At 61.4% G+C, this 19,788-nt stretch carries 20 protein-coding genes; 9 read left to right on the top strand and 11 right to left on the bottom strand.

What is annotated here, in order from left to right; genetic code table 11:
• The first annotated feature begins 13 nt into the window (after positions 1-13).
• Both GY725_26565 and GY725_26560 read left to right on the top strand, forming a co-directional pair.
• Positions 14-976, top strand: coding sequence for a PrsW family intramembrane metalloprotease (locus tag GY725_26565; protein MCP4007761.1), 963 nt, complete (start codon positions 14-16; stop codon positions 974-976).
• A gap of 108 nt (positions 977-1,084) precedes the next feature.
• Positions 1,085-2,590 (top strand): GGDEF domain-containing protein, encoded by a 1,506-nt coding sequence (locus GY725_26560; GenBank protein ID MCP4007760.1) that lies wholly within the window; start codon positions 1,085-1,087, stop codon positions 2,588-2,590.
• A gap of 66 nt (positions 2,591-2,656) precedes the next feature.
• Here the strand turns inward: GY725_26560 and egtD are convergent, their stop codons facing one another.
• From egtD to GY725_26530, 6 genes are all read right to left on the bottom strand, one after another.
• On the bottom strand, positions 2,657-3,637 hold the full coding sequence (gene egtD / locus GY725_26555) for an L-histidine N(alpha)-methyltransferase (GenBank protein MCP4007759.1): 981 nt from the start codon (positions 3,635-3,637) through the stop codon (positions 2,657-2,659).
• 76 nt (positions 3,638-3,713) lie between these two features.
• Entirely contained in the window at positions 3,714-5,267 is a 1,554-nt protein-coding gene (locus GY725_26550; protein MCP4007758.1) for an ABC transporter permease subunit, read from the bottom strand.
• A complete protein-coding gene (locus tag GY725_26545; protein ID MCP4007757.1) occupies positions 5,260-6,036 on the bottom strand; it encodes an ABC transporter ATP-binding protein in 777 nt (258 codons plus the stop codon). Before GY725_26545 ends, GY725_26550 begins: the two co-directional genes overlap by 8 nt.
• Before the next feature lie 70 nt (positions 6,037-6,106).
• On the bottom strand, positions 6,107-7,027 hold the full coding sequence (locus GY725_26540) for an AAA family ATPase (protein MCP4007756.1): 921 nt from the start codon (positions 7,025-7,027) through the stop codon (positions 6,107-6,109).
• 98 nt (positions 7,028-7,125) lie between these two features.
• On the bottom strand, positions 7,126-7,410 hold the full coding sequence (locus GY725_26535; GenBank protein MCP4007755.1) for a hypothetical protein: 285 nt from the start codon (positions 7,408-7,410) through the stop codon (positions 7,126-7,128).
• Positions 7,407-8,351, bottom strand: a complete 945-nt coding sequence (locus GY725_26530) for a DnaJ domain-containing protein (protein ID MCP4007754.1) — start codon at positions 8,349-8,351, stop codon at positions 7,407-7,409. Before GY725_26530 ends, GY725_26535 begins: the two co-directional genes overlap by 4 nt.
• Positions 8,352-8,538: 187 nt before the next feature.
• Here GY725_26530 and GY725_26525 point away from each other — a divergent pair, with 187 nt between their 5' ends.
• Positions 8,539-9,186, top strand: coding sequence for a hypothetical protein (locus GY725_26525; protein MCP4007753.1), 648 nt, complete (start codon positions 8,539-8,541; stop codon positions 9,184-9,186).
• On the opposite strand, the gene GY725_26520 is transcribed toward GY725_26525, so the two are convergent.
• Together GY725_26520 and GY725_26515 are read right to left on the bottom strand one after the other, a co-directional pair.
• Entirely contained in the window at positions 9,183-9,593 is a 411-nt protein-coding gene (locus tag GY725_26520; protein ID MCP4007752.1) for an FHA domain-containing protein, read from the bottom strand. The two genes, GY725_26525 and GY725_26520, sit on opposite strands and share 4 nt — an antisense overlap.
• Before the next feature lie 62 nt (positions 9,594-9,655).
• Positions 9,656-11,107, bottom strand: a complete 1,452-nt coding sequence (locus GY725_26515) for a TrkH family potassium uptake protein (GenBank protein ID MCP4007751.1) — start codon at positions 11,105-11,107, stop codon at positions 9,656-9,658.
• Positions 11,108-11,281: 174 nt separating this feature from the next.
• On the opposite strand from GY725_26515, the gene selD reads away from it, so the two are divergent.
• Genes selD through GY725_26500 form a run of 3 tightly spaced genes read left to right on the top strand, consistent with a single transcriptional unit; the run spans position 11,282 to position 13,514 of the window.
• Positions 11,282-12,283, top strand: coding sequence for a selenide, water dikinase SelD (gene selD, locus GY725_26510; protein ID MCP4007750.1), 1,002 nt, complete (start codon positions 11,282-11,284; stop codon positions 12,281-12,283).
• The gene (locus GY725_26505; GenBank protein ID MCP4007749.1) at positions 12,283-12,597 is read left to right on the top strand and encodes an acylphosphatase; all 315 of its coding nucleotides are present in this window, start codon (positions 12,283-12,285) and stop codon (positions 12,595-12,597) included. Before selD ends, GY725_26505 begins: the two co-directional genes overlap by 1 nt.
• A gap of 2 nt (positions 12,598-12,599) precedes the next feature.
• Complete coding sequence (locus GY725_26500) at positions 12,600-13,514, top strand: TIGR01777 family protein (GenBank protein MCP4007748.1); 915 nt, start codon at positions 12,600-12,602, stop codon at positions 13,512-13,514.
• 2 nt (positions 13,515-13,516) lie between these two features.
• Here the strand turns inward: GY725_26500 and GY725_26495 are convergent, their stop codons facing one another.
• Complete coding sequence (locus GY725_26495) at positions 13,517-14,077, bottom strand: YqgE/AlgH family protein (protein MCP4007747.1); 561 nt, start codon at positions 14,075-14,077, stop codon at positions 13,517-13,519.
• 10 nt (positions 14,078-14,087) lie between these two features.
• The gene (locus GY725_26490) at positions 14,088-15,197 is read right to left on the bottom strand and encodes a beta-lactamase family protein (GenBank protein ID MCP4007746.1); all 1,110 of its coding nucleotides are present in this window, start codon (positions 15,195-15,197) and stop codon (positions 14,088-14,090) included.
• A gap of 50 nt (positions 15,198-15,247) precedes the next feature.
• On the opposite strand from GY725_26490, the gene GY725_26485 reads away from it, so the two are divergent.
• Positions 15,248-15,838: a thioredoxin domain-containing protein gene (locus GY725_26485; GenBank protein MCP4007745.1), complete on the top strand. Its 591-nt coding sequence runs from the start codon at positions 15,248-15,250 to the stop codon at positions 15,836-15,838.
• Between the two features lie 18 nt (positions 15,839-15,856).
• On the opposite strand, the gene GY725_26480 is transcribed toward GY725_26485, so the two are convergent.
• Positions 15,857-17,416 carry an acyl-CoA synthetase gene (locus tag GY725_26480; GenBank protein ID MCP4007744.1) on the bottom strand — a complete coding sequence of 520 codons (1,560 nt, stop codon included), beginning with the start codon at positions 17,414-17,416 and terminating at the stop codon, positions 15,857-15,859.
• 105 nt (positions 17,417-17,521) lie between these two features.
• Here GY725_26480 and GY725_26475 point away from each other — a divergent pair, with 105 nt between their 5' ends.
• Entirely contained in the window at positions 17,522-18,820 is a 1,299-nt protein-coding gene (locus GY725_26475) for a M18 family aminopeptidase (GenBank protein MCP4007743.1), read from the top strand.
• A 22-nt stretch (positions 18,821-18,842) separates the two neighbouring features.
• Positions 18,843-19,739, top strand: coding sequence for a tetratricopeptide repeat protein (locus GY725_26470; protein MCP4007742.1), 897 nt, complete (start codon positions 18,843-18,845; stop codon positions 19,737-19,739).
• Positions 19,740-19,788: the final 49 nt, after the last annotated feature.

The raw sequence follows: 19,788 nt of genomic DNA, 5'->3' as shown, positions 1-19,788 counted from the left end.
GGAGGGCGAGGACGTGCCGGAAGAATCCGAGACAGAAGCGCTCGAGCGCAACCAGGAGAAGGGCCGACGGCAAGGTGCGTTCCGCCAATTGCGGCGAATCGGAATTTCAACTCTGGTTCCGGTCGAGGTCTGGAAACGAGATCGGCCGTGGAACCTGGACCTGGTGCGCTGGTTCATGTTCTTCACGCTTTTCCCCTTGTTCATGATCAGCTGGGCATCACTGGCCGATCCCGAATTGCGCGATGTCGCGTTCATCTTCGGGATCTATTTCGCGACGATCTGGGGAGTCGTCATCTACTTCTTCATCCGGCCAGAACGTATCAGCGTGGTCGATCTGGTGCGTGTTTCGTTCTTTACCGCGTTCGCAGGTCTGTTTTTCGTCACGCTCGTCTCACGCTTGCCTGGGGTGAGTTCGATCTACGCGACCACCCAGTCTGCGACGCTGGCCGGTCGGGTCGTCGGCTATGTGTTCGGTGTCGGATTGGTCGAGGAATTGGCAAAGGCCTTGCCGATCCTGTGGATCTTCGTTCGGAATCGCGAACCCGGAAGTGCGCAGGAGATCACCTTTCTCGGTTGCGTTTCGGGATTTGCCTTTGGCGTTTCGGAAGCCATGGCCTATTCGGTGGGCTACGCCGAGAACGTCGGTCGCGGCAGCTTCGGGTTTGAGGACTACATCGTCGTCCAGTTCACCCGTTTGATCACCCTTCCGCTCCTGCATGCGATGTTCTCGGGCATCGTCGCCAGCTTCATCGCGCTAGGCGTGGCGAATCCCGGATCGCGGCGCGGCTTGATGCTTCTGGGATTCGCAATTGGCGCGGTCCTTCACGGCTTGTACAACACCTTCGCCGCATCTCCGGGTGGTTTCATCATTGCGTTCGCAGCGGTCCTCTTGTTCATCCTCTACGTGCGGAGTGCCCAGGCGATGCAGGAGGCGATTCGAGGCGTTCACGAGCCGGATTTTCCCGACGAGTCATAACCTGGATGTTGGATGGAGGAAGACGCTCAAGCGTGGCAGTCCCTCGCCGACCTATGACTACTAGACGACGGTTCAACAGGACTAGAGACGGATGGTAGGGATGGGTGAATGGCCTGCAAGCTGATCGAAGATCTCAAGAAGACCGAGCAGCTCCCCACGGCGCCCGGTGTCGCCATGCGAATTGTCGAGCTGAACCAGTGCGAAGAAGTCGATATCGACGAACTCGCCGAAGTGCTCAGTCAGGATCCCGCTCTCGTCGCCAAGCTCTTGAAGACCGCAAATTCAAGCATGTTCGGCCTGCCGCGAGAGATCTCCAGCGTTCGACAAGCAGTGATGACCCTCGGGCTGCGCAGCGTCAATCTCCTGGCCCTCTCGTTCTCGGTCCTGGGTGTTTCGTCCGGCGGTTCGCCGGATGCCTTTGACTATCGCCGCTACTGGACGGAGACCACGGCCACCGCGCTCGGGGCCCGCGTCCTGGCGGAGCGAGTCAACAGGCATCTTTGCGACGAGGCCTTCCTGGCGGGACTGCTCGCGGGCTTTGGCCGACTGATTCTCGCGGAGTGTGCAACGGATCGGTATATGCCAGTCCTGCAGAAATGGCGGGAGTCCACTCAACTGCTCACCGAGATCGAGAAGCAGGAACTCGGCGTCACCAGCGTGCAGGTGGGGGGGGAATTGCTCAAGACCTGGGGTCTTCCCGAAGTGGTCTGCGACGCGATTGCGATCCACGACGATCCATCCGCTGCTCCGGACGCCGATTCGAAGACGATTCATCTGGCGCAGATGCTGCATATCTCATCGATCTGTGGTCGCCTGCTCTCTGGAGGACATCTCGAGGCGGGGGTCGATACCCTGACCGAGTTCGGGGGGCGCTACTTCGACTTCGACGGCGCGGTCTGCTCCGAGTTGCTACAGGAGATCCAGCAACAATTGCCCGACGCCGCGAAGGCGCTCGACCTCGAAATGAATGACATGGGCACACTGATCGGGATTGCGACACAGGCCGCCCAGCTTCTGGTTCGCGAGAGCCTGGCACTCAATGAGCAAGTCCACGCCGTGACCAGCGAGAACCAGGCCCTGGAAGCGGAGAAGGACGACCTGACGCTAAAGGCTTCTACGGATCCGCTCACCGGGTTGCGCAATCGCGGCTTTTTCGACGAAGCGTTGGAAGAAGAAGCGCTGCGCTGCAAGAACTCTGGATCGACTCTCGGGGTCCTGGTCATCGATCTGGATCACTTCAAGGCGGTCAATGACACGTACGGGCACCAGATGGGCGATGAGGTGCTGCGCGAGGTTGCGCAGACGATCGCAGGGGCGGTCGAGGAAAAGGACTGGCCATGCCGCTACGGCGGTGAGGAGTTCGCGGTCGTCTGTCCAGACGTGACGACCACCGAACTGGAGGCGCGCGGCGATGCGATCCGTGCGGCGCTCTCGAAGCTGGAGTTCACGACCAATCAAGGTCCTCTTCAGGTCACCGCTTCAGTCGGGGCCAGCATCTGTGAGTGCGGGAAGTGTCTGGAAAGCTGCACGGAGCTGTTTGAAGCTGCCGATCAGGAGCTGTATCGGGCAAAGCTGGACGGGCGCAACTGTACTCGCATCTCCTCGATCAACTAAGGTCCCGGCGAAGACCGCCTTCGGCCACGAAAGGGCGCACTCTTGTGTGCCTCTTTTCTCGAGACCTTACGACGGATTGTGGCTAGCGCGCAGGAAAGAGACTCCGAAGAACTCGTTCTCGTCCGTCCAGGTTTCTTCCACCTGCAATCCCGCTTCGTTGGCCAGTGCGGCGAAGTCCTCTGGTGAGAACTTGTGCGAGCACTCGGTGAGGATGCGCTCGCCGTGTTCCAGGCGGATCTCGGTCCCACCGACGCGGACCGTCTGCGCTTCGCGACTGACCAGATACATCTCGATCCGTCGCAGGGACTCGTTGTAGAACGAAAGGTATTCGAAGCGTTCCAGAGCGAATTCCGCACTGAACTCGCGATTGATGTGCTCCAGGACGTTCATTTCGAACTCGGCCGTGACTCCCGAAGCGTCGTTATAGGCCGCTTCGAGAATCCGAGCGTCCTTGTGAAGATCCGTTCCGATCAGGATCCTGCCGTTCTCGCCAGCCTGCAGTTTCATGTGCCTCAGGAAGTCCAGCGCATCCTGCGGCTCCAGATTGCCGATGGTCGAGCCCGGGAAGTAGATCAGGCGTCGCTTCGCGGTTCTCGGTGTGCTCGGGATTGAATAGCTCGCAGTGTAGTCGGCACACACCGGCAGAATAGGCAGTGTGGGGAAACGTGTTGCCAGATCCCGCGCGGGTGCTTCGAGTGCGCTGATGGAGATGTCAATCGGTACGTACCCGACGGGCTCGAGCAGTTCCTTCAGAAGAATGCGTGTCTTCAGGCCGCTGCCGCTGCCGTATTCGATCAGCAGGCAGTCATGGCCTGCGGCCTGCGCGATCTTCGCGCCGTGCTTGTGCATGATGCTCAGTTCGGTGCGCGTCGGATAGTATTCCTCGAGCGTACATATCTGCTCGAATAGCTCTGATCCGCGCTTGTCGTACAGAAGCTTCGGCGGCAGGCGCTTTTGCGGCGCCGAGAGGCCCTCCAGGATTTCTCGCAGGGTGTGATCTCGCGCCGGTGTGTGGTCGCGGATCTGAGAGCCGAGACGACTGTTCATTCGGGAATCTCTCCAATCGGAAGAATAGGGGCGCGGATATTCGGAGCTGAGCGCCGTGCTGTCAAGCCAAACCTGCTCAGGGGCTCGCCAGGCGACCTAGGAGCTCGCGCCCGACGTCTGTTGGTGTACGACCATCGCCGTCGACACTCAGATTGAGTTGCCGCATTGCGTCTGCGTCGATCGTTCCCTCCAGGCGTGCGAGTGCAGTTGTGAGCTCGGGGTGTTCGCGTGCGGCGTGCGGGCCGATCAGCACGATCGCATCATAGGGTGGGATCACCGCCTGATCGTCTCGTAGCACGCTCAGATTGAACGCCGCAATGCGACCGTCGGTCGAGAATGCGCTGATCACATCGACTTCGGATTCTGCGACGGCCTGGTACATGAGCGATGAATCCATGCTCCGATTCTTTGCGAATTCAAAGGAGTAGGTGTCCACGAGAGCTTTCCATTCCGCGCGCACGAAGAACTCGTAATCTCCACCAATCTCCATTTGCTTCGCTGCGGGTGCCAGGTCGCTCAGGGTCTCGATGCCCCTTCGTTTCGCATCATCGGACCGCATGGCCAGGGCGTAGGTGTTTTCGAAGCCGAGTGCTGCGGCCAGAACGATTCCGTGTTCGTCGGCGAGGTAGTTGCGGACTTCTTCGAGAACATCTTCACGCGCCCCCGGCCGTCCTTCGCCTTTCATGACGGTGGCCCAGATCGTCCCCGAATAGTCCACGTAGATGTCGATGTCGCCGCTGAGCAGTGCATCGAAGAGCACCGTCGAACCCAGTGATTGAACGGTGCGCGCTTCGAGTCCGGTCTTGTTCTCGACCCAGCCCACCAGCAACTCGCTCAGAATGTACTGCTCCGTAAAGGTCTTCGAGCCGATTGCGATGCTCGGTCTAGAGGTGCTGATCGCTCCCTGAAGCAATGATCCGGCGGTGAGCGCGTACAGGGCGGCCAGGACGGTGACTGAAGTCAGGATGAATGGGCGTCTGCGAAGTCTGACGCCGGACTCCAACAAGCGGATTGTTTGATCGAGTACGAGGGCAAGTGCTGCAGCTGCGGCGCAGCCGACGAGCACAGCGGTGAAGTTTCGCGTTTGTAGACCTGAGAAGATGTAGTTTCCGAGGCTTGCTGCACCCACGGGTGTCGACAGAGTTGCAGTTCCCACGACCCAGACCGTTGCCGTGCGTAATCCCGCCACGATCACGGGCAGAGCGAGTGGAAGTTCCACGCGCCGGAGCCTCTGGCGATCGGTCATGCCAACTCCGCGGGCGGCCTCTATCAGCGATGGGTCGATACCATCGATTCCGGCGACCGTGGTCTGGAGAACCGGTAGGATGCTGTACAGCGTCAGCGCGACCACCGCCGGCAGGTAGCCGATGCTGCGGATTTCGAAGCCGAGTTCGGATGCGGTGAAACCGCTGAGCAATGCAAGCGCCGGAACCATGAGCGCGAGCAGTGCCAGACTCGGGATCGTCTGGATCACGCCGACCAGACCCAGAATTCCCTGCGCGACAGACTTGCGTCGCGTGATCCAGATTCCCAGCGGCACACTGATCGATGTGCCGATCAGCAAGGCGACCAGCGAAAGCTCCAGGTGCGCCATCAGGTAACCGGGCAGGAGTTCGAGTTGCTCAGCCATCGACGGGTCGGTCTCGGCGTAGCAGCGATTCTACGCGCTCAGCTTGATGTCGCGGAGTGTCCATCATTCGGGACACTTCCTCGTCCGCGGGTGCGTTCAAGAGTTCCTGCGGGGTTCCCACCTGAACCAGTCTTCCGGCGTTCATCACTGCGATGCGGTCGCCCAGGATCAGGGCTTCGACCATATCGTGTGTTACGAAAACCGTCGTGATTCCCAGATCCGAGCGGATGCTCTGCAGGGCGCGCTGTAGAGTGTCGCGCGTCAGTGGGTCGAGTGCGCCAAATGGTTCGTCCATCAACAGGAGTTCCGGTCGGCCTGCCAGGGCGCGGGCAATTCCGACGCGTTGTTGCTGTCCGCCGGACAACTCATCGGGGAAGCGCGTCCGGAACACATCGGGTTCGAGTTCGACGAGTTCGAGCAGTTCCGAAACGCGTTTGCTCGTGCGCTGCTCGTCCCAGCCAAGCAGTCCCGGCGTCAGAGCGATGTTCTCACCGGCGGTCATATGCGGAAACAGGCCGATCTGTTGAAAGCAATAACCGATTCGCAGCCGGAGTTGGGCGGGTTCGATAGTCGCCGTGTCTTCACCGGCAATGTACACACGCCCCGAACTCGGCTCGACCAGGCGATTGATCATCTTCAGCGTGGTCGTCTTGCCGCAGCCTGAACTGCCCAGAAGAACCAGCAGTTCTCCCTCAGGAATCTCGAGGGAAAGCTCCTTTACAACGTCGACGTCTCCGTAACGCCTGGTCAGTCTTTCGAGTCGAATCAATGCCAGTGTCCTGTCCAGGAGACCTAAGAGACCCGCCTCATGGTCTTGACCGTCTTTTCGGAATCCGACACTAGAGATATCGGCCAGTCGACACCGGCAATCCGCGCTGAACGATCTTCGTGCGGTCCACTTCGTCTAGCAGGTTTTGTGTCGTGATGAGACCTGATTCCTCGCCGGTGGCTTCGCGACGCGCCTTGCTGCGCAAAACGGCGTGTAGCATGCGGACCCATTCGCCTATCGAGGCATCGGTGTTCTGCTCGACCACCTTCGGCCAGTCGGGGTTCTCGAAGAGAGTGCGGCCAGCATTCGACTCTACATAACCGGCGTGCAGGTGAAGTGCCTCGATCACGTCGTCGGGGTAGATGGGCTGTACGCTGACCACGCGTTCGAATCGGCCCGGTGCGTAGAAATCCCTGGCGATCCCATCGGGCCGGCTCGTCGACGCCAGGGTCAGCGTCTTCTCGATCGAGATCGTCATATCGATCAATTCGATCAGGAAATCCGCAATCCCCGCCATCGGAAGATCCGGTCGGGGGCGGCCTGCGGTGATCCCGTGCGCGAAGTCGAGTTCCTCGAAGAGCACGGTCACGCGCGGCATCTCCTGGAGGGTTTCGCCCCAGGTCGTCATGAGGGCGCCCACCTGGGATCCCGCGTGCACCGCCAGCGACATCAAACGCGGTACGTCGACTTTCAGGAAGGGCATCTGACTGCGCACGGCGAGCGCTTCGGCCAGAAGTGTTTTTCCCGAACCCGACGGCCCGATCAAGAGCAGGCCCGAGGGTGGCGCCGTTCCCCAGCGCTTGTAGACCTCGGGATCAGTGATGGCGCAGGCGTAGGTCTGGATCTCGTCTTTCGGTTCAGCCAGCCCACCGATGTTTCTGAAATCGATTGTCGGATTCGCCCAGATGTGGCACGCCTTGGCGATCGGCGGGAACTTGCGGGCGAAGGGCTCCCATAGGTTGGCCGCTCGTTGTCTCTCGACCTCTTTCATGACCCACCCGAAGCGATCTGCGTGCCCGATAGATTACTACAGGTAGGGCAAAAAGAGTGACGCTGGGGCGAGCGACGATCGTTCGACCGCTCGGCACATCACCCGCGCCTGCTCAGTTCCTGTGCGAGTTGCTCCACGCGATGGTGTAGTTGCGACATCTCTTCCCGCAGTCGCACGATCACGGCAACTCCCGCGAGATTCACGTCGAGATCCCTCACCAGGTTTTGAGCAACTCGTGCGCGTTCCAGCATGCGCTCAGAGAAATCTCCAGTAGCGTCGGGTGGGGCATCCTGAGCGATGATCTCTTCGCTCTCGAGGGAAAGCAGGAAGCCATCGTCGATTTCGAGAACTTCGATGACCTGCTTGCGGCTGTAAAAACTCATCTTCCCACCTTCAGCCGCTGGCGTACGTCGTCGTCGCCGTAGAGCGGCTCCATTTCCTTGGCCAGTTTCTCCATTGCTTCGTCCTGCGAATCGGGCAGTTTCGCGACCAGCCGCACATACAGGTCGCCGCGCCCATCGGAACCGCGGCGCACCGCGCCCTTGCCGCGAAGCCGCAGACGCTGGCCATTTGAGGAAGCCTTCGGGATCGTCATCTTCGCCGGTCCATCCGGGGTCGGCACATCGATCGACGCACCGAGGATCAGTTCAGGTAGTGTCACGGGCACGTCCAGCGAGAGATCGGCGCCGTCGCGCGTGAAGAACGGGTGAGGGCGCACGCGCAGTGTCAGATACAGATCTCCGGACGCCCCCCCGGGACCGGGCTCGCCCTGTCCCTTGAGCCGCACCTTCGTGCCGCTATCGGAGCCCGCGGGTACGCGTACGCGAAGAGCACCCTTGCCGGCGAACTGTACCCGCACCTCTCCGCCCCGCACGGCATCGAGGAAATCGATCGTAATCTCACCTTCCGCGTCTTGTCCGCGGATGGGTGCCGAGGCTCGCCCGCCGAACATTCCCGAAAGCAGGTCTTCCAGATTGACTCCAGAGCTGTCGCGTTCCCACTGTGGACTGCGATGCGCGCCGCGCGACCAGCGTTCGTACGCGCGGGCCTGGTTTGCATCGAAACCCTCGGACAGCCCCTGCATGCCGAACTCGTCGTAACGGCGCCGCTTGTCCTTGTCGGAGAGCACCTCGTAGGCGAAGGAGATCTCCTTGAAGCGCTCTTCTGCCTTCGAGTCATTCGGGTTGACGTCTGGATGATGCTCGCGCGCGAGTTTCCGGTAGGTCTTGCGCAGCTCGTCATCGCTGACGCTGCGCGAAACCCCGAGTACTGCGTACAGATCCTTGTCCATACCCAGATAGTAGCCGAGGCCGGCGCTGTGCACGATCCTCGCCGTCCGGATCCACGACTCGCCCCGACGGCGCGGTTGGGGCAAACTCAGCGTTGTGTTCGAACCGGTCGTCGCGTTTTTCTCAGAGCATTTCCCGACACTGATCGAGATTGCCGTGGCGGGGCCGCCCTCTCTCGTCTGGGCTGCGGTCTCGCTGTACCTGTCGGGCTGGCTCAAGCGTATGCGCGGCTGGAAGACCGGCTACACGCGCAAGGTCTTCCACTTCCTGATCCTTGTGAACGCCGCTGTCGTACAGGCGTTCTGGGGTTTGAGCGTTCTCTTCGTGTTCGGTGCGGCGACCTCGCTGGTGGTCTTTTTCGCGCTTCTGCAAGGAGAAGGCGGTCTGCTCTACGAGGCGATCGCGCGTGAGTCGGATCGACCCCATCGCAGTCGTTTCGTGCTGGTTCCATACTTCGCCACGCTACTCGGCGGATTGCTGAGCAACCTCTTCTTCGGACCCAGTGCGATTGCGGGATACCTGGTGACCGGACTCGCCGATGCGATCGCCGAACCCGTTGGAACGCGTTTCGGCCGCCATCGCTATCGCGTGCCCAGCTTCGGGGGCCTCGAGGCGCAGCGCAGCATCGAAGGTTCTCTGGCCGTATTCGTTGCAAGCGTCGCCGCACTCGCACTAGCGGCGTGGCTCGGTCCAGAACTCCTCGCCGGTTTGAAGCCGGCCGCGTGGTTCGGAGCGCTGGTGGGGATCGCGTGCCTGTGCACCCTGGTCGAGGCCGTGTCGCCGCACGGCTGGGACAACGCCAGTCTGCAGCTCGTCGCGTCGGGTACTTTCTGGATTCTCTCCGGAACAGGCTCGTTCGGATCTCCCTAGGGTGCGGGAACCTTTTCGAGCAGCGTGAATTCGATCGTTCTTTCGCCAATGCGAAAGCGCTCCCCGTCGCGCAGTTTGCGCGAAGTGCGACCCAGGAGCGCAGATTGCGCGAAACGGGAGGGACTCAACGAGAAACCCTGCCCGTTGAATTCGATTGCTGCGGATTCCCCGAGCAGGCTCGCGTCGTCGAGTGCCAGATCTACGCCCGGACCGTGCCCGAGGGTGGTTCGCTCCTGGTCGATAGGTACGCGTATTCCGGCTGCGGGCCCGTCGAGCATCAGTAGTCCGGCGCGATAGGTCGCCAGGAACTGACCGAGCGAAAATGCACCCAGTGAAGCAAAGGGTTTACGCTGGGGAGTTTCGTGCTCTTGAATCTGCTGTCGTTCGACTCGAAGCGCCGTTTTCACGCGTTTTCTCCCGAGGTTTTGTCCTCGGGAAGAAGATGAAGCAGAATCCGTGCCAGTTGCCGCTAGCCGCGCCAGTATCCCGGTGTCAGGAGTACCAGCACCGAGAATATCTCGAGTCGGCCCAGGATCATGAGCGCACTCATCACCAGCTTGGCGCCCGGTTCGAAGTTCGCGTAGGTCTGCGATGGACCGACCTCACCAAATCCAGGTCCGATGTTTCCCAAGGTGACCGCTGCAGCGGAAAAGCTAGTGGTTACCTCGTGACCGAAAGCCGAGATCATCATCGTGCCCGCGAGTACGAGGATGAGCCACATACCGATGAAACCCAGCACGCCCAGGACGATCTGATCGTCGAGAGCCTTGTCACCGAGCCTCACCACGGCCACGCCGCGCGGATGCACCAGTCGAAAGAACTGTGAGGCGGCCAGACGAGCCAGAATCACCACGCGGATCACCTTGACGCCGCCGGCTGTCGAACCCGCCATGCCGCCGACGAAAAACAGTGCGAGGATGACCGAGTGCGAGAGCGAGGGCCAGAGATCGAAGTCACGCGTCGCCAGGCCGGTCGTCGTGGTGACCGCAGCGGCCTGAAACAGAGCGTGTTCGAGCGCTTTAGTCGCACTCCCGAACTCCTCCGGCATATTGAGTCGCAGATCGAATGAGATCAGAAGCACACCCGCTGTGACGATGCCCACGTAAGCTCGCAGCTCGGGATAGGCGCGCCACTGAATGCCCTGAGTCAGTGCGCGATGCGAGATCGCAAAGCTCATTCCGCAGACTAACATGAAGATCGATGTCACTACGTTGATGAACGAGGAATCGAAGTAGGCGATCGATCTGTCGTGAGTCGAGAAACCGCCGGTCGAAACGGTCGACATCGAGTGGCAGATCGCGTCGAAGAACGACATTCCGCCGACCAGGAAGAGCCCGATCAGCGCGGCGGTAAGACCGAAGTACAGCACCCAGAGGATCTTCGCGGTTTCAGCGATGCGCGGAGTCAGCTTGTCCTTGGTCGGACCCGGGGCCTCCGCCCGGAACAACTGCATGCCGCCGAGTCCGAGAATCGGGAAAATCGCGACGCCGAGCAGAACCATGCCCATGCCACCCAGCCAATGCATCAGGGAGCGCCAGAGCAGGATCGAGCGTGGCATTGTATCGAGACCGCTCAACACGGTGGCGCCAGTCGTCGTGAAGCCGGAAGCAGATTCGAAGAATGCATCGATTGCGCTCAGAGGCGCCGCCGGGTTCATCACCAGAGGTACGGCGCCCAGTACGCAGGAGGAGATCCATGCGACTGAGACCGCGAGGATGGCGGCGCGGTGATCGAGTTCGAGCCCCTCGCGGTTCGTGGAAAGCCGCAGGCCGAGCGCTATGGCACCGCCGAGTCCGATCGAAATCGCAAACCCCTCCCACGCTTCACCGAGCGCAAGCGCGAGCAGGAGTGCGGGAGTTTCCGCCAGCGCAACGGCGGCGAGCACCACTCCCACGAGCCAGAATACCGTACGCACATTCATGCGGCCGGGATTGTAGCCAGCGCCCCGGCTTCGCGCCCCATGCGCGACTTCCGGATCATCCCGGACGGCATGCTAAGTTGCTCGTGTTCGCCGGATACTCCGGTGAATTCGGGAGGACGTATGAGCGAGATTCGCCTGACGCAGCTCGTTCCCGCTGGGGGCTGAGCCCGCAAGCTGGGAGCCGAGGACCTGGTTCAGGTCCTGAGCAAGGTCACAGGATTCGATCATCCGTGGGTAGATCCCGACGTCGGGCCCATGGAGGATGCGGCACTCCTTCGCCCCGAAACCGGTTCGCCGCTCGTGTTCACGGTCGATTTCATCACGCCGATCGTCGACAGCCCCGAGGCTTTCGGTGCGATTGCGGCGGCCAACTCTCTGTCTGACGTGTACGCAATGGGGGGCGAGCCCCAGGTTGCTCTGGCGATCTGCGGCTTTCCCGATGATCGCATCGACAAGTCGATCCTCTCTCGCATCTTTCAGGGCGGGCGCGACAAAGCCGCCGAGGCGGGTTGCGCGATCGCCGGTGGCCACACCGTTCTCGACCCCGAATTGAAGTACGGTCTCTGTGTGATCGGCAAGGTCGAAGCCGAAAACGTGCTCTCGCAGACCGGTGCGCGCGCGGGGGATCGTCTCGTACTGACCAAGCCAATCGGTATGGGAATAGCGGCGCAGGCCATCAAGGGCGACAAGCTTTCGAGTGAAGATCTGGACGACGTGGTCCGCATCATGTCGACGCTGAATCGCGACGCACGCGATGCCGCGCTCGCGGCCGGCGCTACCGCCGCAACTGACGTCACGGGCTTTGGCCTGCTGGGGCATCTGCACAACCTGGCGCTCGGATCCGGTTTGGGTGCGAGGCTCAACAGTCAGGCGGTACCGTTGCTCTCATTCGCGCGATCTCTCGCCGATCAAGGTCTCGTTCCGGGGGGGAGCAAGCGCAACCTGGAATACGTCTCTCCCCACACTCGCTGGGACGATGCGTTGAGCGAAGTCGAGCAGTTGTTGATGTGCGATGCCCAGACCTCTGGTGGGCTGCTGCTCAGTATTGCGCCCGAGAACGAATCCCTGCTCAGGGACGAGCTTGCGCGACGGGGCACGCCCTGTGTGGCGAGCATCGGAGAGATGATATCGGCTGATCCGGGTCATCTCGAGGTGACCCGGACGGGATCTGAGTGATGGCGTTTGAAGGGAACGCGTCGGAGGTTGCTCGTCGGACGCAGCGTCGGGTGCACGTGTTCGTGTCCGGACGCGTGCAGGGTGTCTTCTATCGCGGTTCGACGGAGCGCGAAGCTCGTCGCCTCGGTGTAACCGGCTGGGTGCGCAACCTGCCCGACGGACGTGTCGAGGTGTTGATCGAGGGTCTGGCCGGTGCAGTCGAAGAGGCGCTCGGCTTTGTGCGCAGAGGCTCGCAGTTTTCGCGCGTGGATCGCGTGGAGGTGGTCGAGGAAATTCCCCAAGATGAGTTTTCGGACTTCAGTGTGTGGAATTGAGCATGAGTTTTTCAGAGCGCATCGCGATCAGCGGTTCGAGTGGACTGATCGGTACGGCTCTGAGCGAATCCTTTGCGTCGGAGCCCGTGCAGATTCAGCGGCTCGTGCGCGACAAGAGTCACGCCCGGGATCCTGACGTCTACTGGGATCCCGAAAAGGGCGAGATCGATGCGGCGGCACTCGAGGGGGTCGATGCCGTCGTGCACCTCGCCGGGGAGTCCATCGCCGGCGGACGCTGGAACCAGGCCCGCAAGTCGCGCATTCTCGAAAGCCGAAGGCGCGGTACGAGGCTGATTTGCGAAACGCTAGCCGGCCTGGAACGCAAACCCCGCGTACTCGTCTCGGCTTCGGCGATCGGCTACTACGGCGATCGCCAGTCGAACTGGATGGACGAAGATTGTTCACCTGGCAGCGGTTTCTTGCCCGAGGTCTGTATCGCCTGGGAGGCCGAAACCCGGCCGGCCCGAGACGCGGGAATTCGCGTCGTCAATCTGCGCATCGGCCTGGTGCTGTCGCGCAAGGGAGGGTTGCTGGCGAACCTGCGCATCCCGTTCGGCCTGGGACTCGGTGGCAAGCTAGGTGGCGGCCAGCAGTACATGAGCTGGATTCATCTGGACGACGTCGTGGGATTGCTGCGGCACGCGCTATCGACCGAAGAGCTGTCGGGTCCGCTCAATGCGGTAGCTCCCGAACCCGTATCGAATGCGGAGTTCACACGAGTCCTGGGCGCCGTGTTGCGTCGCCCTACGCTCTTCAGTGTGCCTGCATTCGCGATTCGTGCGCTGGCCGGTGAGATGGGGCCCGCGTTGATGCTCGGGGGCGTTCGAGTCGCGGCGAAACGCGCCCGGGATAGCGGCCATCACTTCCACTTCTCCGACCTCGAATCGGCCTTGCGCAAAGAGCTCCAGCGCGCCTGATTTCAGTGCACGCCCTGCCCGGGAAAGAGCGACCCCGGGTCCACGCCGATCGACGCCAGTGCGGATTCCCACATGACGTCGGGTTCGGTCTCGAAGATCAGTTCGCGGGTTGCTTTGATCGCGAGCCACGCGCCTTCTACCAGTTCGGCACTGAGTTGACCGGCTCCCCAGCCTGCGTACCCCATCAGGAAGCGAACGTGGGCCGGCGGTTGCTGCGCCAGAAATTGCAGATTTTCCGGCGATGTCGTCAGCGAGATTCCCGCCAGGAGTTCCAGGGTGCCATCGCCCGGGGGGACGTTTTTGCTCCGGGTGTGCAGGAGCCAACCAGTTTCGGGCATGACGGGACCTCCTTCCCAGACAAGATCATCCGTATCTCCCCTCCAGGGGATGCCCATCGCACCGAGTATCTCGGTGACCGTCGTTTCAGACGGCCGATTCAAGATCAGCCCCAGACTCATCTCGCTGTCGTGCTGCACCATCAGCACGACGCTGCGTTGGAAATTCGGATCCTGGAGTTGCGGCATGGCCAGGAGCAGTCCCGGCGCGATCTTCTGTTCGCTCATCGAGGTCAGTCTACTCTTGCGCGCCAGCGACTGCCCGGTCGATGGCGCGGTGTACAGCGTCGGATAGCGCGCGGACCGAGCGTATGCCGAGCCGGGATTCGCTCAGGCCGTTCGCCAGAATGCAGCACGCCAGATCCCTGCCGGGATCGGCCCAACTGGTGTTGACCAGAAAGTGGCCGCCGTGGCCGAACGTTCCGGGAGTCGCAAGCGTGCCGCAGTCATCGAGAGACGGTCTCACGTGTTTGAGATGAAAGCCCAGTCCCCAGGGGACGTCTCGCAGGAAAGTACGATCGGGGATGCCGACCGCGTGAGGGAACGTGGCGAGCCGCACGGTTTCGGATTTCAGGATTCGGGACTTCGCGCCCTGGCCGCCGTCCAGAAGCGCGCGGTAGAATTTCACCAGATCGCGGGCTCGGGCGATTCCGCCACCTCCGGGGATCACCGCGGCGTGGGTGAGCGGGTCGTTGAAGTAGTCGGCTTCGCTCTGGCGCGGAGCTCCGCGTTCGTCCCGGGTATGCACCGTCATCGGCGCTGCCAGGAGCTTCTCGGGTTCCCCCAGGCAGAAGCCGTCTTCCGAAATACCCAGCGGATCGAGAACACGCTCGCGCAAGGAGTGGGGCAGTTCACGTCCATCCAGGCGTCGGATGAGCTCACCAACTACGAACCAGCCCGACATCGGGTGGTAGCCACGATCGCTGCCCGGCTTCCAGGCCGCTTTCATCTTGCAGACGAAGTCGAGTGCCGCGTTCCAGTCGCGCGCGTGCTTCCAGAGTTCTCGGCGCACACTCGGAGAGTTGTCCGGGAATCCACCGCGATGGGAGAGCAGGTGCACGAGCGTGGCGCGCTCTTTTCCGTTCTGACCGAACTCCGGGATTGTCCGGTCGATGCGATCATCCAGGTCGACAGCTCCTTCTTCCACGAGCTGAAGGAGTGCGATCGCGATCAACGGCTTGGTCGCACTCCAGAGCAGATAGCTCGACTCCGGGGTCGCACCCTCACCGCAGGCTTCATCGAAAACCAGTTTCCCCCGCCAGTTGACGGCCACCTGGACCGACGGGCGGATTCCCTCTGAGACCTGTCGCTGGATCTCCTGGCGCAGTTCTGTGAAGTTCGGATCCACAGGGGGAGAATGCTGTATTCTGGCCGTAGAATCACAATCGGGGGTGACCAATGCGAATTCCGTTCTATTTCGACTACGCGTGCCCCTGGGCCTATATCGGCAGCTGTCGAGTGGAGGCGCATTTCCAGGACCTTGGAGCAGAGATCGACTTTCGCCCCGTGCATCTCGTTTCGCTCGCCGAGCCCGGAGCGGGAAAATACCCGGAGCTGGGGGGGCGCAAGCAGGACAACGCCCGGAACGACATCCGGCACTGGGCCGAATTAGTGGGCGCCGAGATTTCGCCCGACGCCGCCAGGTTGCGCCGGACCTCGACGAGACTCGCCCTCAAGATCGCTCTCGTGGCCCAGGACATGGGACGTTTTCGCGAGTTCCATTATCCGACCTATCGCGCCCGCTGGGCCGAAGCCCGCGATCTTTCCGATGAAACCGTACTGCAGGAATTGATTCGCTCAGCCGATCTCGACGTGGACACCGTCATGCAGCGGGCGACTTCGGACGCTCTGACCGATCGCCTCGAACGGGAGACGAACGACGCCATTCGAAAGGGAGTGTTTGGCGTACCGACGATCTTTGTCGGTGGCGAGATGTTCTGGGGAAACGATCGCTTCGAACTGGTGCGGCACTACCTTCAGAAAGCTTAGCGGGCCTGGTGGAAAGGCTCAGATCTTGCGGTCCTTGCCCCAGTAGCGTTCTTTCAGGCGTCGCTTTGCCATCTTGCCGGTCTCGGTGCGCGGTACTTCGGTTGCGAAGTCGATGGTGCGCGGGCACTTGTAATGCGCGATCGAATCGCGGCAGAACTTGATCAACTCGGCTTCCAGGGCCGGTCCGGTCTTGCTGCCGGAAACGGGTACGACGACGGCCTTGACCTCTTCGCCCATTTCTTCGCTAGGCACACCGATCACGGCCACGTCGTCGACTTTGGGGTGCATGATCAGGTGGTTTTCCGTTTCCTGCGGGTAGATGTTCACTCCACCCGAGATGATCATGTTCGACTGGCGGTCGGTCAGGTACAGATAGCCGTCCGCATCCACGTAGCCGATGTCTCCGATTGTGAACAGGTCGCCGCGATAGGTCTTGTCGGTCTTTTCCGGATCCTTGTGATATCGAAAACGAGCCTCGGCTACGGCGGGGGCTTCGAAGTAGATTGCACCCTCTGTGTCGGGTTTCAGGATTTCCCCGCCGTCCTCATCGAGTAGGTGGATGGTACCGCCCGACCAGTGCCGCCCGACCGATCCCTTGTGTTCGAGCCACTCGTCGGAGCGGATCAGCGTGCCGCCACCCTCGGTACCCGCGTAGTACTCCACGATCACTTCACCCCACCACTTGATCATTTCCAGTTTAATCGGGACAGGGCAGGGGGCTGCAGCGTGAACTGCGACCTTCAAGCTCGAAACGTCGTACTTGTTTCGCGTTTCCTCGGGAAGCTGAAGCAAGCGCCGGAAATGCGTCGGAACCCACTGCGACGCGCTGATTTTCTGCTCCTGGATGAGCTGAAGCGCTTCTTCGGGGTCGAAACGGCGCATGATGACGGCCGTTGCGCCCAGTCGATGTTGTGCCGCCGAAAACGCGAGCGGCGCCGCGTGATAGAGCGGGGCCGGTGACAGATAGCGGTCATCTTCGCTGATGCCGAACATGCCCATCATCCCGATTGCGGCGATGTTCGTCGCTGGATCACCTGCCGGGACCCTCGGGAGCGCACGGCGAACGCCCTTTGGCTTGCCCGTTGTTCCCGAGGAATACAACATGACCGAGCCTTCGAGTTCTTCGGCGAGGGGTTCGTCTTCGGGAGCACCGGAGACGAAGGATTCCAGGGTTTCGAAGCCTTCGATCTCACCGCCGACAGAGATGAGGATCTTCGCCCGCGGAACACGCTGCGCGACCCGGCTGGCGATCTGCGCGAATTCTGCACTGGCGATCAATACGTCTGCATCGCAGTTGTCGACAATGTACTGGATCTCATCTTCTTGCAGATGCCAGTTGACGGGTGTGAAGTACAGCCCCGTGCGGTGGCAGGCCCAGTACACATCGAAGAACTCGTTGCAGTTTCCGATCAACGCAGCAATGCAGTCCCCGTGCGAGAGGCCGGCGGAACTCAAGGCGTGGGCGATTCGCCGCGAGCGCTGTTCGAGTTCCCGATAGGTCTCTGTGAACTCTCCGTTGCCGAAGATCACTGCGGGTCGGTCTGGAAACTTCTCGGCGCTGGTCGCAATCGTGGTCATGTTTGTCCCTCCCTGTCACTTCCGGAGCATTGCATACGGCTCCGAAGCCATTCTACCCCGGACGCTGCCGGGCGAGTAAACGAGCCTCTCGCTACGTTCTGAGCCATGTCTGCCCTCGTAAGCGATCTGCTCGACTTCATCGATGCGTCCCCCACGCCCTTTCACGCGGTGCTGGAGTCGCTTCGCCGGCTCGAAGCCGAAGGCTATCGAGCTGCCAGTGAGGCGGATCTCTGGACGCTCTCCCCCGGAGATCGTCGCTACGTAGTGCGCAATGGCGGCAGTCTGATGGCGGTGCAGATTGGCAGCGAATCTCCAGCGGAAGCCGGTTTTCGCATCGTGGGCGCACACACCGATTCGCCAAATCTGCGCTTGCGCCCACGGCCCGATGTGAATGCTCACGGCTATAGCCAGTTTGCGGTCGAAACCTACGGAGGACTGCTCCTGCACACCTGGCTGGATCGGGACCTGTCGATCGCCGGGCGTGTCACCCTTCAGGCTTCCGATGGACCGCACGCGGTGTCGATCGACTTCGGTAGACCGCTGGTGCGGATTCCCAATCTGGCGATCCATTTGAATCGGGAGATTCGCGATCAGGGGCTCAAGCTCAACTCGCAGAAACACAGCCTGCCGATCAGCGGACTCGAGGGTGCACCGGGACTGGCCGAACTCGTCGTTCGGGAACTTCGCGCACAGGAGATCGCCGATGCCCACGTCGACGATATCCTGGCGTTCGATCTCATGCTCTACGACACACAGGCCGCGTCGCTGGCGGGGATCGACGAGAGCTTCATCCATGCACCGAGGCTCGACAATCTGGCTTCGTGCCATGCTGCCCTTTCAGCGTTGCTTTCGGGCAAGAGCAACGCGGCGTCGACCTCGATGATCATCCTCTACGATCACGAGGAGGTCGGGAGTCGCAGTGCGCAAGGCGCTGCCGGGACTTTCCTGCTCGATTCGATGGAGCGTTGCGTGACGGGTTTCAAGCGGGATGCGCAACAAGGTCTGGCGCGCGCCCGCGCGCGTTCGCTCTTGATCTCGGCCGATATGGCGCACGCCGTACACCCGAACTACGCCGACAAGCACGAACCGGGACACCGGCCCGTGATCGGACGGGGGCCTGTCATCAAGACCAACGTCGACCAGGCCTATGCCACCGATTCCGCCACCGCGGGTGTGTTCGCTTCGCTGTGCAAGAACGAGGGAATCGAGCCCCAGGATTTCACAAGTCGCAACGATATGCCGTGCGGCTCGACGATCGGCCCGATCAGCGCGGCTCGCGTTGGAATTCCGGCCGTCGACGTCGGCAATCCCATGCTCTCCATGCACTCCTGCCGGGAAATGGCGGGAGCCGCGGACGTCGAACCCATGGTTCGAGTTCTGCGCAGCTTCTTCGCCGGATCATGAACCCAAAGAGGACACCTACGCCATGACTCAATTGCCGCTCCAGCTCATCCTCCTGGCTGCGCTTGCCGCAGTGCTCGCCTGTGGACCCAGCCTGTACACAGCGAAAGAGCAGATGAAGCACGGCAACGTCGATGAAGCCGCCAAGGTGCTCGAGGATCTCAAGGTCAAGAATCCGGACAATGTCGACGTACGCCTGGAACTTGCCGCGGCCTACTACCGCAAGGCGCGTTCGGCGATCGACGAGGGCGATCAGCTCGCCTACACGGAGAACCTGAATCGCGCCCAGGAAGAGTTGATTGTCGCGACCGAGAAGGATCCCGAGTCCCACCTCCCGCACACGTGGTTTGGCATCATCAAAGCGTACCAGGGCGATATGGACGCCTCGCTGGAGAGTTTTCGGACCGCTCTGCGCCTGGCCAAACGCGGTCCACGGGAGCGCATGGATCCCCACCTCTATACCAACCTCGCCCATATTTACGTCTACATGGGTCGGTTGAGCGACGCGCGACGTCTGGTCGACCGAGGCCGAAAAATGGGGGCGACTCACTCGGAGATCGAGCGCATCGAGCTTCTAGCCGCCTGGAAGAGCGGGGATATGGTGGAAGCGCGCGATATCTTCGACATGGCCGCAGAGCTGACGCCCGGCTTCGCGGATACCTGGGATACGGCGAAGCTGCCCAAGCCGATGGAGAGTCTCGAGGACTTCGCAGCAGTGTGCTGCGCCAATCCGACCTGCGGCCCTCACATGGTCGGAGCTTGCAAGAAGATGCGGCGCGAGGTTGCAACGCGTGAACTCGACCAGGACACGGTTCGAAAACAGCTCCAGCTCGAGATGGAGCGGCGTCGCGAGTTGAAGAAGATCTACGACGAACGCAAGGATCTCGAGATCAAGATCGAAGATCCCGACCCGTCGGAATAGGCCGGAATCATCACCGGGTCGCTGCTGCGACCCGGTGTATATCCGACCG

The sequence above is a fragment of the bacterium genome (assembly GCA_024226335.1).
Taxonomy (GTDB): Bacteria; Myxococcota_A; UBA9160; order SZUA-336; family SZUA-336; genus JAAELY01.
The sequence above is the reverse complement of the archived record's forward strand: the minus strand, read 5'-3'. Positions and strand labels throughout refer to the sequence as shown.